This is a genomic window from Streptomyces sp. NPDC104313 (assembly GCF_055583985.1).
In genome coordinates, this window is sequence record NZ_JBVJMW010000004.1 from 453,956 (window position 1) to 465,604 (window position 11,649).

Below are 11,649 nucleotides of genomic sequence, written 5' to 3' on the forward strand. Positions count from 1 at the left end.
TCAGTCGGTGCGGTCCACGAGGTACGGGATCAGCGTGAGCAGATCCCCGTGCGCGCTCTCCGCCAGCGGCACCCGGTCCAGGCAGGCGTGGGCCGCGGCCAGGTGCTCGTGTGCCTCGGCGACCGCGGCCCGCCGCCCGCCGGCCCTGTCGATCAGCTCGGCCGCACGGCGCGCCGCCAGGTCGTCGAGGGGTCCGGCGGAGGTGAGCAGTTCGTCGAGACTTCGGGCCGCCGGGTGATCGGCGGACAGGGCCGCGAGCACCGGGTACGTCTTCTTGAGCCGTCGCAGATCGCTGTGCACGGGCTTTCCGGTCACCTGGGGATCGCCCCAGATCCCGAGCAGGTCGTCCACCGCCTGGAACGCCACCCCCACATGTCGCCCCGCCAGGTCCAGCGCCTCGACGGTGCTCGTCGGGGCACCGGCCAGCAGCGCGCCCAGGGCGGCGGCGCAACCGAGCAGGGAGCCCGTCTTGTGGGTGGCCATCGACCGGTACTCGTGCGGCAGGACCGCACCGGGACCGGTCCACGGCCGGGACTCGAAGAGCAGGTCCTGCGCCTGACCGTTCACCAGATCGCCCAGTGTGCGCGCCAGTTGACGGACCGCCGCCGGGCCGCCCGGCCCCGGAGCCTCCGCCAGCGTGGAGACGGCCAGCGCGAACAGCGCGTCCCCCGCGAGGACCGCCGGGCCCGTGCCGTACGCCTTCCACAGCGTCGGCCGACGGCGACGGGTCTCGTCGCCGTCCATGATGTCGTCGTGGATCAGGGAGAAGGTGTGGATCAGCTCGACGGCCACCGCGCCGAGCACCGCGTCCGCCGCGCTGCCACCAGCGGCCTCCGCACCGAGCACCGCGAGCGCCTGGCGGACCCCCTTGCCCTGCGATCCGGGCGCCGGCTCGCCGCCGGTCCCGCTCCAGCCCAGCGAGAAGGCCGCCGTCTCCGCGTGCCAGGGGTGCAGCCGTCCCACCGACTCCACCAGGGCCGGGCGTACGAGCTCACGGCAGCGGTCCAGTATCTGTGAAGCGCTCGCCCGGGTGGTCGTGGAGAGCGTCATCGGCGGTCGTCCCTCTCGCCCGCGAAGGCCCGCTCCACGCCGAGCTCGGCGTATGCCTTCTCGACCATCTCCTGGGCGTTGAGCAGCCCGATCCGGCTCAGCCTGCCGCGCAGTTCGTCCAGGTCAAAGGCGGTGGCGCCACGGTCCCGGCCGAGCCTGGCCCGCGCCTTGACCAGGCCGAGCGAGGCCAGCGCCTCTCCCCGCGGCTCGTCCATCGCACGGAACTCGCCGAGCGCCTGCTCGTAGACCTCGCGCGCCTCCTCGTACCGTCCGGCGCGGAAGAACACGTTGGCCCGCATCTTGTGGTTGTACGCCAGAGCGCTGGAGAGGTTCATCTCGCGGCAGGTGACCTCGGCCTCGGAGAGCAGATCGAGTGCCCGAGCGGTCGCCCTGTCCCGGAGGGAGACGATGTCGGCTATGCCGCGCAGGGCCCACGCCCGGCCCCGCCGGTCGTCCGCGTCGCCCGCCAGGACCGCCGCCTCCTCGAACATCTCGAGCGCCGTGTCCAGCGAACCGGTGTTGCGGTGGATCTGCGCGATGCCCTCCAGCGCCCAGACGGTGTGCCGGGCCTCGCCCCGGGCACGGGCCTCGGCCAGCAGCTGTTCGTGCAACGTCGCGACGGTCGCGTAGTCACCCTGGATCCGTCCGGTCTCGGCGAGGCCGGCCAGCGAATAGCCGCGGGCGACCACGTCGCCGCCCCGCTTCCCCAGCTCCGCGGCGAGGCCGAGCAGCCTGAACGCGAGGCGCAGCGAACCGCGTTGGCGTGCCAGCGTGCCCCCGCTCCACAGCGCCCACGCCATCGCCCCGGTGTTCCCGGCCGTCCGCGCCGCCCGGTAGCTGGCCTTCCAGGCGCGGTCGGCCTCCGCGACCTGCCCGAGCCTGCGGTGTGCCTCGGCCACGGCGAGGCCCGAACGCGCCACCTCCTCCTGCGATCCGGAGAGCTCGGCCTGCCTCAGGTGGCGAACTCCCTCGGCCAGTACGTCGGTGAGGGAGGCGTTCACCGACAGCTTGGTGAGTGCTCCCTGGTACTCGGGTGCCAGCGCCTTGGTCTGCATGGGGGCCTTCCGCGCGGTGCCGGGCCGCACCGGCGCGACTATACCCGCCGTTTATACGCGGAAGGTATAGTCCGGCGGTCGTGCAGGCCCGGATCTTGTGGGGGTTGGACGCCGCACGTCACACGCGGCGCACCGTCCTGTCATCGATCAAGACGGCAGTCGGGCGAGGAGGGTTGCTCGGGGAGTCCAGGTCGTTCCCGTGTTCCCGTCGCGAGCCGCCCCCTACGCCCTACCTGTGCGCCGCAGCCGGTGGCGCACCGCGCGCCGGGCGACCGGGCCGAGCTCGTCCAGCACCCCGGCCAGCTCGGCGAGCCGCTCCAGCGCGTCGAAGGCGCGCCCGGCCCCCGCGGGGTCGACGCCCTCGTACAGCTCCAGGCCCACGAACGACCCGGTCACGGCGCGTGCCAGTCCCACCGGATCGGTGAACTCGCCCAGCGGCGAGTCCGCCAGGACCCGGACCAGCACCTTCTCGATCTCGGCGGTCCACAGTTGGAGCCCGGCGGCGGTCGCGGGCGCCAGCCCGGGCTGGGTCTGGGCCCCCGCGAGCACTTGGGCGAGAAAGGCGACATGACCGCCGGCCCGCTCCTCCTCGTGCAGTTCGCGCCCGCACCTCAACAGCTCGGCGAGGGTCGTCACGACGGCGAGCCGGTCGCGGTGGCGGGCCACCCGCTGCTCCGCCCCGTGCCGACAGGCCGCCGCCAGCAACTCGTCGACCGAGCCGAAGTGGTAGAAGACCAGTGCCTGGTTGACCCCTGCCGATGCCGCCACCGAGCGGGCCGACGTCTTGGCGATCCCCTGTTCGGCGAGGGTGCGAAGCGCGCCCTCCAAAAGCTTCGTCCGGGTGTTCGCGCCCGCCGCGTTCCCCGTCGTCACGCCCGCGCCTCTTCGCGGACCGGGCGCAGACCCGCCCGTACGCCGTGGCGCAGGGCGTCGACATAGCGGGCGCGGAACGTCCCCTCGTACCCGAACAGCGGGCCGAAGCGTCGGTTGGTCACCGCGACCCGGATGCGGAAGCGGCCCGTGGCGTCGTCGAAGGACTCGCGGACCTCGGCGTCACCCCCGATCAGCCGAGGGACGCGCACGTCGACGGGCCCCTCGCGGAAGCGGTGTTCCCCGGAGCGGATGAGCAGGGAACCGTCGGGCTCCGCGGTGAGCCGCAGGTCGGTGGCCAGGTGCTGGTGGGTGCCGAGGTAGTCCAGCACACAGGACCGCTCCGGGCTGTGCACCATCGTGGCGTCGAAGCGGCGCGGACCGCCCGGCAGGGCGAACGTCCGGACGAAGGTCACGGTCTCCCGGCCGTGGGCATCGGTGTACGGCACGTTCTCGATGGTGAACGGGACGTCGCGGCCGGTCCTCGGTACCAGGATGTTGCGCGTGGCGCCGAGCGCGAGGAACGGCTTCACGAACGCCCGGCCGTGCCAGATCCGGTCCATGGACCCGCGACCCACGCACGCCTCCCCGCTCTCCAGGCCGACCGAGAAGCGACGTCGCAGCTGGGGGTGGAGCCGCTCGAAGCCGTCTCCCATCGCACGGGCGAATATCGAGGTCACGGGCGCTCCAGCCGGGCGAGGAGGGACGGGGCGACGGCAGGACGGCCGGGCGGTCTGCGCAGGCAGCGGCGGGCGGCGGGCGTGAGGCGGGACGGGGGTACCAGCAGCGCGGCCAGGGCGGCGGACAGCGCGGCCGCCGGGCCGAAGGAGAGGGCGGCCGCCACGACGACGCCCCGTACCAGGACCTCCGCCAGGGCGTACGCCAGCGACCGGGCCGGGCTGACGTCGCGTTCGCACCACAGCCGCAGCCGGTCGAAGGACCAGGCGGTCGCCCAGCCCATCAAGGGCCGGAACACCAGCCGGTCCGCGACCGCGCCGAAGCGGCCCCAGCGGGTCCGGTAGTCGTAGCCGGTCAGGAAACGGATGCCGTCGGCGGTGGGAACGTAACGCCAGTACCCACTGCCCTCGGCCAGCGGCGACAGCCGATCGAAGGAGGCGAAGCGCAGGGCCGAGACCCGCTCGCCGTCCGCCCGCCGCCGCTCGCCCGCACTCGTCCCGGTCCCCGCGACCGTCACGAAGGGCAGCACCCGGGTCGCGTACCGGAACCGCTGTGCGGACCCCGCCGGGCCGGGCAGATGGCTGATCTCGGTGAAGCGCAGATCCCACCGTTGATGCTGAGCGGGTTCCTGCGTCCGCTCCCACAGGCGCTCCGGATCCGTGCGGATCAACGCCTCTATGTACAGGCCCATGTGCGCCCCCGGTTCGCCACGAAGGTTTGAGCGACTGCTCAACCCTCTCCGTCCGCCAGGACGCTACCAGAAGGAGTTGAGCACTCGCTCACATCCCTCGGACGGCGGCCCCCCGCGCGCGACAGAACCGCTGCCACGCTCGAATGGACGGGTGACGGCGCCCCCGGACGACTGCCTCGCCCGCAACGAGTGGATCTGCGGGGCCTACCTCTCCAGCCGCCGCGAGATCCTGGTGGACGCGGTGCTGCAACACCTCCAGCTGACGGCCGCCTCGGTGGCCGTCGCACTCCTGCTCGCCGTCCCCCTCGCGCTGGCCGCCCGCCGGTGGCGCTGGACGGCCGGCCCGGTGCTGGGGCTGACCACGGTCCTGTACACGATCCCGTCGCTGGCGATGTTCTCGCTGCTGCTCCCGCTGTACGGACTCTCCGCCGCGCTGGTGATCGCGGGGCTCGTCCTCTACTCCCTGACACTGCTCGTCCGCAACATCCTGGCCGGGCTCCGGGCCGTCCCCGAGGAGACCCGGCAGGCCGCACGCGGCATGGGCTACGGGCCGCTGCGCCTGCTGCTCGCCGTGGAGCTCCCGCTCGCCCTGCCCGCCGCGATGGCCGGGCTGCGCATCGCCACCGTCTCCGCGGTCTCCCTGGTCACCGTCGGGGCGATCGTCGGCCACGGGGGACTCGGGAACCTCATCTACTCCGGCATGAACACCTACTTCAAGGCCCAGGTGCTCACCGCCTCCGTCCTGTGCGTCGTCATCGCCGTCGCCGCCGACCTGCTGCTCCTGGGAACGGGACGGCTGCTGACCCCCTGGACCCGGAGGCAGGCGTGAACACACCCAGCAGGGGGGTGCGGGGGTGAGCACCCTTTCCGACAGCTGGTCCTGGCTCACCACCGCAGCTCACTGGTCCGGCCCCGACGGGGTCTGGAACCGGCTCGGCGAACACCTCTACCTCACTGCCGTCTGTCTGCTCATCAGCTGCCTGATCGCCCTCCCCGTCGCCCTCGTCCTGGGGCACCTCGGCAAGGGCGGCGCGCTCGCCGTGAACCTCTCCAACATCGGCCGGGCCGTGCCCACCTTCGCCGTACTGGTCCTGCTACTGCTCACCCCCATCGGCACCTACGGCCAGTGGTCGACGATCATCGCGCTCGTCCTGTTCGCCGTGCCGCCGCTCCTCACCAACGCCTACGTCGGGATGCGCGAGGTCGACCGGGACGTCGTCCGGGCCGCCCGGGGGATGGGCATGACCGGCCGCCAGATGCTGCTGGGTGTGGAGCTGCCGCTCGCCCTCCCGCTGATCCTCACCGGCGTGCGGATCGCCGCCGTCCAACTGGTGGCCACCGCCACCCTCGCCGCGCTGGCCGGCGGCGGGGGACTGGGCCGGATCATCACCGCGGGCTTCAACCTCGCCTCCACCCCGCAGGTGGTGGCCGGAGCGATCCTGGTGGCCGTGTTCGCCCTCCTCGTCGAGAGTCTCTTCGAGGCCGGGCAGCGACTCGCCCCCCGGCACGGCCGGGAGGCCGCGTGAGCCTCGCCCGCCGGGCCCTGGCGGCGCTGGTCCTCCTCGCCGCCACCGCTTGCACCACCGGCCCGACGCTCGAGAACCAGGGCGAGGTGACCGCCCCGCCCGGCGACAGCAGGGAGCTCACCGTCGGATCCGCCGGATTCACCGAGAGCGACCTGCTGGCCCAGCTGTACGCGCTGCTCCTGGAGCACGCCGGATACTCCGCCGACATCATCTCCGTGACCAACCGGGAGATCTACGAACCGGCCCTGGAGAGCGGCCGGATCGACGTGGTACCGGAGTACGCGGCGACCTTCGCCGACTGGTTGAACGCCAAGGCCAACGGCGCCGACGCGCCCCCGGCCGGATCGCCCGACCGGGCCGCCACCATGAAGGCGCTCCGTGCGCTCGCCGTCCCGCGCGGACTGACCGTGCTCGACCCCGGCCGGGCCGTCGACCAGAACGCCTTCGCCGTCACCGCCGCGTACGCGAAGGAACACGGACTGAAGACCCTCAGCGACGTGGGCGCCGCGAAGCTGCCCGTACGGCTGGCGGCGGGTGACGAATGCGTACAGCGGCCCTACTGTGCTCCCGGCCTGCGCGAGACCTACGGCATCGACGTGGTCGCCGTCGACCCGAAGGGTGTCGGTACCACCCCGGCCAAGCAGGCGGTGCAGAGTGGTCAGGATCAGATGGTCCTGACCACCACGACCGACGCCACCCTGGACCAGTTCGGTCTGGTCCTGCTGGAGGACGACAAGAACCTCCAGAACGCGGACTACGTGGTCCCCGTCGTCAACCGCGCACGCGCCGGGAGCTCCGGGGTGCGCGACGCCCTCGGCCGGCTCAACACCGTGCTGACCACCGCCGACCTGGCGTCGATGAACGAGCAGGTCGACAGCTGGCGCAGGCTGCCCGAGGACGTCGCGCGCACCTACCTGGAGTCGAAGAAGCTCCTCCCGAAGGGCTGAGCCGCCCGACAGCTCAGGAGGCGGGCGGGGCCGGGGGCCAGGGCACACCGGCCAGCAGGGGCAGGATGTGCTCCTCCTCGTGGTCGAGGTGGGCGGTCAGCTCCTCGGTCATCCGGGCCAGTTCGGCGCGGAAGCGGTCCGGCTCCGCGATGGCGACCTCGGCCAGCAGGGCCACGAGCGCCGACTGGACGGCCCCGATGCCGCGGTGCTCCTCCCGCAGCCGGTCGAAGACGTGCCCCAGGTGGGGGTGGTATCCCTCCATCGTCGGGAACATGTGGCCGTCCTCGGCCGTGTGGTGGAACTCCAGGGCCTGACAGAACGCCAGGCAGCGCTGGCGGATCTGCAGCCCGAGGCCGGGTGCGGGCGCCTCGCCCCCGCCCTCGTGGGCGGCCCGCGCGGCGAAGTGCGCCTCCGTCTCGTCGTGCACGTGGCGCAGTTGGCCGCGCAGCCAGGTGTGCACCTCCACCAGTTTGTCGGCGAGCGAGGTGATCGCGGGGGCCGTCGCGTCGGGGTCGGGCAGTTCGAGGACCACCACCGGCAGCACCCGGTCCGTCGCGTCCTGGTAGTCCGCGTACCCGGGAGCTTCGGCGAGGACCCGGGCGAAGAGCTCGTCGCGCCGCGCCCCTTCGGCCGGTACGGCGAGGGACTCGAAATCCTCGTCCCCCAACTCGACCCGTACGGTAGGACGGGCGAGGAGGTTGCGGTACCAGTCGGGGTGGAGCGGTGCGCCCAGGCTGGAGCCGACGACGAGCAGCCCACGGCCCTCGCGTACGTATCCGAGTGGTGTGGTGTGCGGCTTCCCGGAGCGGGCGCCGGTGGTGGTGAGCAGCAGGAGATCGGCGCCCTCGAAGGGGCCGCCGACCTTCCCCCCGTTGGCGCGGAACTCGGTGATGACGGACTGCTGGAAGGTGTGGGGCATGGAGGTTCTGGGTCTCCCGGAAAGAATGCGGGCAGGCGAAGGCCCGGCGTCGCGGAGTGCCCGCGGCGAAGCGTTCGGAGGCTGAGGTGTTCAGGGGCAGCGGGCGATGAGTGGACTCATGGCGTCGAATCCCTGAGAAGAAGGTGCTGGCCCGACCGCCGGCCGGCCCAGATCTCTTTGGCCGACGTCACGCTGCACGTGCACCATCACAACCCGGGCGGTACGCGTCTGTCAACGCGAGTACGGGTGAGGCCGAAAAGGCGTTGCCCGTGCTCCGGACGCCTGCGACGCTTCCTGCCATGCCCGCTGAACAAGAGACCCTTACGCCGCTGTCGCGGACTCCTCGCACCCACCGGGTCGAGGCGCTCTTCTCGCACGGCCGCCTGGTCGCGATCCCGCGCAAGGAGGCCCGGCGGGAGCAGTTGCTCGTGCACCTCGCCGACACGCTGTTCGAGCGGGAGCGCTCGTACACCGAGCGTGAGGTGAACGAGGCGCTCCTCACCGTCCACGAGGACAGCTCCGCCCTGCGCCGCCACCTCGTCGTGGCGGGGCTGCTGGTCCGGCCCCGGGACGGCAGCAGCTACCGCCGCGGACGCTGACCGGTGAAGGTGCAGCGGGGTGCCCTGCCTCTACGTGTCCGCCACGGAATCGAACTCCACCTCCTCACGCCCCACCCCCTGCGCGTCGGCGTCCACCGACCGGCGCAGCGCCTCGTGCAGCTTGGCGGGGGTCAGAACCCCGAGGAACCGGGCACCGTCCAGCACCGCCACCCACCCCGCGTCGTGCTGGAGCATCTCGCTGAACGCCTGCTTCAGCGGGGCGCCCACCGGCACCCACGCGTCCATCCGGCGGGCCAGACCACCCACCGTCCCCTCCTCCCCGGCCGACCGCAGCGCGTCCGCCGACACCCAGCCGTGCAGCTCGCCCGCGCCGTTCAGGACCACCGCCCAGCGGGCCCCCGCAGCCTCCAGCCGGGCCACCGCGGCCCCGGCGTGCTCCTCCAGCCGGGCCACCGGCGGCTCCTCCAGGTCCTCCGGCTCGATCGCGGTGACCGACAACCGCTTCAGCCCCCGGTCCGAGCCGACGAACCGGGCCACGTAGGGGGAAGCCGGGGTGCCGAGCACGGCGGCCGGGGTGTCGAACTGCTCGATGCGCCCCTCCCCGTACACCGCGATCCGGTCGCCCATCCGTACCGCTTCCTCGATGTCGTGCGTCACCAGGAGCACCGTCTTGCGCACCCGCTGCTGGAGTGCCAGGAACTCGTTCTGCAGCCGCTCCCGCACCACCGGGTCGACGGCCCCGAACGGCTCGTCCATCAGCAGCACCGGCGGATCCGCCGCGAGCGCCCGTGCCACGCCCACCCGCTGGCGCTGCCCGCCGGAGAGCTGTGCCGGATAGCGCGAGCCGTACGTCCTCGGGTCCAGGCCCACCAGGTCCAGCAGCTCCGCCGCCCGCTCCCGGGCCCGTGCGCGCTTCCAGCCGACCAGCGTCGGGACCGTCGCGGTGTTGTCCAGGACGGTGCGGTGCGGGAAGAGGCCCACCTGCTGGATCACGTAGCCGATCCGGCGGCGCAGCTTCACCGGGTCGATCCCGGCGATGTCCTCGCCGTCCAGCAGGATCCGGCCCGAGGTCGGCTCGATCAGCCGGTTCACCATCATCATCGTGGTCGTCTTGCCGCAGCCGGAGGGCCCCACCAGGGTCACCAGCTCGCCCTCCGCGACCTCGAAGGTCAGCCCGTCGACCGCCGTCGTCCCGTCCGGATAGACCTTGCGGACCTGCTCGAACCGGATCATGTCTGAACGCTAGGAGCCCTTCGGGCGCCCCGCACATGGGCCGGGACCGTCCGGGGCATCCCTCGATGGCCCCTTCGCCGGACCGGTGCGGCCATGTGCTGAACTGGACCTTTCGCCCGGATCAGCCAGCACCCCGGATTCAGGAGTTCCCGTGATCAGTTACCGGCAGCCCGGCGTCGTCCTCACCGACCGGCGTTTCACCGTGCCCCTGGACCACAGCGACCCCGGCGGCGAGCAGATCGAGGTCTACGGCCGGGAAGCGGTCGCCACCTCCCGGGCCGGCGAGGAACTGCCCTGGCTGGTCTACCTGGAGGGCGGCCCCGGCTTCGGCGCGCGCCGGTTCGTCGGCACGGAGGCCTGGCTCGGCCGCGCTCTGCGCGAGTTCCGGGTGCTCCTCCTCGACCAGCGCGGAACCGGACTGTCCACCCCGGCCAACCGACAGACCCTCCCGCTGCGCGGTGGCCCGCGCGAACAGGCCGACTACCTCGCCCACTTCCGCTCCGACTCCATCGTCCGTGACTGTGAGCTGATCCGGCCGCAGCTCACCGGCGGAGCACCCTGGACGGTCCTCGGCCAGTCCTTCGGCGGCTTCTGTGCCGTCCGCTACCTCTCCGCCGCCCCGGAAGGGCTGAAGGCTGTCCTGATCACCGGCGGACTGCCCTCGCTGGACGCACCCGCGGACGACGTCTACCGGGCCGCGTACCCGCGCATCGAGCGGAAGGTCGCCGCCCACTACGCCCGCTACCCGCAGGACGTCGAGCGCGCCCGCGCGATTACCGCGTACCTCGCCGAGCACCGGCCCGAAAGCGCCGGCCACCGGCTCACCCCCGAGGGCTTCCAGTCGCTCGGCATCATGCTCGGCGGCGGCAGCGGCAGCCACCAGCTCCACTACCTGCTGGAGAACGCGTTCGTCCGCACGCCGGGCGCCACCGAACTCTCCGACGCCTTCCAGGAGGCCGTGCGCACGGCCTCCTCCTTCGCCGGGCACCCGCTGTACGCCCTGCTCCACGAAGCCATCTACGGACAGGGCGAGCGCCCCACGGACTGGGCGGCGGAGCGTGTGCGGGCGGAGTTCCCGCAGTTCGACGCGGCGACGGCGCTGGCGGGCGAGGGCCCGGTCCTCTTCACCGGCGAGTCCATCCACCCCTGGCACTTCGACGTCGACCCGGCCCTGCGCCCGCTCCGCGAGACCGCCGAACTGCTCGCCCAGCGCACCGACTGGCCCGTTCTGTACGACCCCGAGCGGCTCGCCGCCAACGAGGTCCCGGTCGCGGCGGCCGTCTACCACGACGACATGTACGTCGACACCGAGGACTCGCTGCGCACGGCGGCGGCGATCCGGGGGTTGCGGAGCTGGGTGACGAACGAGTACGAGCACGACGGCGTGCGCGCGGGCGGCCCCCGTGTCCTGGACCGGCTGCTGGCGCTGGTGCGCGACGAGGTCTGACCGGCCGGGCCCCGCACGCCCGCCCCGGGGCCGGTCGCGGACCGGCCGGCCCCGCCGGATCAGCGCTGGAGCTCCTCCAGCGTCGCGTCCAGGTCACCGGCGCCACGCGGGGCCCGGTTGTGCGGCAGCTTCGAGAGGACCGTGGCCAGCTGGCAGGTGTTGCTGAGCGCCGAATACACCAAACCCGCGCCGATGCCCGCGGACAGCCAGCGCGCCGCCGGTACGCGGATCCCCGCCACCAGCCCCGCCACCACCAGCGAGCCCGCCGCGAGCCGCACCTGACGCTCCATGGGCCAGGTGGTCCGCGCGCCCTCGGGGCGGTCCAGGCCGCGACCGTCACCCTCCCAGGCCGACGTGCCGCCGGTCAGTGTCACGGCCTCGATGTCCGCTCCCGCGAGGATCTCGCAGGCCCGCGTGGACCGGACCCCGGAAGCGCACACCACCAGCAGCGAGCCGCGCGCGGAGGCGGACTTGAGCGCGGGCAGCGCGTCCGGCAGCTTGTCGAGCGGGATGTTCAGGGCGCCGGGGACGTGTCCGGCGGCGTACTCGCCCGGAGCCCGTACGTCGATGACGGTGAACTCCTCCAGACGGGCTGCGGCCTGGGCGGGGGAGAGGGATGCGGGGCTGGGCACGAGCGGGTTCCTTTCGTTCGCCGGAGCGGCGGGGGAGGGGA

The 11,649-nt window shown here is 72.9% G+C and carries 13 protein-coding genes; 5 read left to right on the forward strand and 8 right to left on the reverse strand.

What is annotated here, in order from left to right:
- From ACZ60Q_RS12230 to ACZ60Q_RS12250, 5 genes are all read right to left on the reverse strand, one after another.
- Complete coding sequence (locus tag ACZ60Q_RS12230; RefSeq protein ID WP_469632127.1) at window positions 1-1,050, reverse strand: polyprenyl synthetase family protein; 1,050 nt, start codon at window positions 1,048-1,050, stop codon at window positions 1-3.
- Complete coding sequence (locus ACZ60Q_RS12235) at window positions 1,047-2,105, reverse strand: tetratricopeptide repeat protein (RefSeq protein ID WP_469632741.1); 1,059 nt, start codon at window positions 2,103-2,105, stop codon at window positions 1,047-1,049. Before ACZ60Q_RS12235 ends, ACZ60Q_RS12230 begins: the two co-directional genes overlap by 4 nt.
- A gap of 222 nt (window positions 2,106-2,327) precedes the next feature.
- The gene (locus ACZ60Q_RS12240; protein WP_469632130.1) at window positions 2,328-2,978 is read right to left on the reverse strand and encodes a TetR/AcrR family transcriptional regulator; all 651 of its coding nucleotides are present in this window, start codon (window positions 2,976-2,978) and stop codon (window positions 2,328-2,330) included.
- The gene (locus ACZ60Q_RS12245) at window positions 2,975-3,655 is read right to left on the reverse strand and encodes a DUF4166 domain-containing protein (protein ID WP_469632132.1); all 681 of its coding nucleotides are present in this window, start codon (window positions 3,653-3,655) and stop codon (window positions 2,975-2,977) included. The genes ACZ60Q_RS12240 and ACZ60Q_RS12245 overlap by 4 nt, the downstream gene beginning before the upstream one ends.
- The gene (locus ACZ60Q_RS12250) at window positions 3,652-4,344 is read right to left on the reverse strand and encodes a hypothetical protein (RefSeq protein ID WP_469632135.1); all 693 of its coding nucleotides are present in this window, start codon (window positions 4,342-4,344) and stop codon (window positions 3,652-3,654) included. The genes ACZ60Q_RS12245 and ACZ60Q_RS12250 overlap by 4 nt, the downstream gene beginning before the upstream one ends.
- Window positions 4,345-4,495: 151 nt before the next feature.
- Between ACZ60Q_RS12250 and ACZ60Q_RS12255 the strand changes: the two genes are divergently transcribed.
- From ACZ60Q_RS12255 to ACZ60Q_RS12265, 3 genes are read left to right on the forward strand one after another with little or no spacing between them, the layout of a single operon-like run.
- Window positions 4,496-5,173 (forward strand): ABC transporter permease, encoded by a 678-nt coding sequence (locus tag ACZ60Q_RS12255; protein ID WP_469632138.1) that lies wholly within the window; start codon window positions 4,496-4,498, stop codon window positions 5,171-5,173.
- A 25-nt stretch (window positions 5,174-5,198) separates the two neighbouring features.
- Window positions 5,199-5,870, forward strand: coding sequence for an ABC transporter permease (locus tag ACZ60Q_RS12260; RefSeq protein WP_469632140.1), 672 nt, complete (start codon window positions 5,199-5,201; stop codon window positions 5,868-5,870).
- Window positions 5,867-6,817, forward strand: coding sequence for an ABC transporter substrate-binding protein (locus ACZ60Q_RS12265; RefSeq protein ID WP_469632142.1), 951 nt, complete (start codon window positions 5,867-5,869; stop codon window positions 6,815-6,817). The genes ACZ60Q_RS12260 and ACZ60Q_RS12265 overlap by 4 nt, the downstream gene beginning before the upstream one ends.
- A 13-nt stretch (window positions 6,818-6,830) precedes the next feature.
- On the opposite strand, the gene ACZ60Q_RS12270 is transcribed toward ACZ60Q_RS12265, so the two are convergent.
- A complete protein-coding gene (locus tag ACZ60Q_RS12270) occupies window positions 6,831-7,736 on the reverse strand; it encodes a nitroreductase/quinone reductase family protein (protein ID WP_469632145.1) in 906 nt (301 codons plus the stop codon).
- A 299-nt stretch (window positions 7,737-8,035) separates the two neighbouring features.
- Between ACZ60Q_RS12270 and ACZ60Q_RS12275 the strand changes: the two genes are divergently transcribed.
- Window positions 8,036-8,335, forward strand: a complete 300-nt coding sequence (locus ACZ60Q_RS12275; protein WP_469632148.1) for a DUF2087 domain-containing protein — start codon at window positions 8,036-8,038, stop codon at window positions 8,333-8,335.
- 30 nt (window positions 8,336-8,365) lie between these two features.
- Here ACZ60Q_RS12275 and ACZ60Q_RS12280 read toward each other — a convergent pair whose 3' ends face one another.
- Window positions 8,366-9,529, reverse strand: a complete 1,164-nt coding sequence (locus ACZ60Q_RS12280) for a betaine/proline/choline family ABC transporter ATP-binding protein (RefSeq protein WP_469632151.1) — start codon at window positions 9,527-9,529, stop codon at window positions 8,366-8,368.
- 151 nt (window positions 9,530-9,680) lie between these two features.
- On the opposite strand from ACZ60Q_RS12280, the gene ACZ60Q_RS12285 reads away from it, so the two are divergent.
- Window positions 9,681-10,976 carry an alpha/beta fold hydrolase gene (locus tag ACZ60Q_RS12285; RefSeq protein ID WP_469632153.1) on the forward strand — a complete coding sequence of 432 codons (1,296 nt, stop codon included), beginning with the start codon at window positions 9,681-9,683 and terminating at the stop codon, window positions 10,974-10,976.
- A gap of 59 nt (window positions 10,977-11,035) precedes the next feature.
- On the opposite strand, the gene ACZ60Q_RS12290 is transcribed toward ACZ60Q_RS12285, so the two are convergent.
- Window positions 11,036-11,608 (reverse strand): rhodanese-like domain-containing protein, encoded by a 573-nt coding sequence (locus ACZ60Q_RS12290; RefSeq protein WP_469632156.1) that lies wholly within the window; start codon window positions 11,606-11,608, stop codon window positions 11,036-11,038.
- Between the last annotated feature and the right edge of the window lie 41 nt (window positions 11,609-11,649).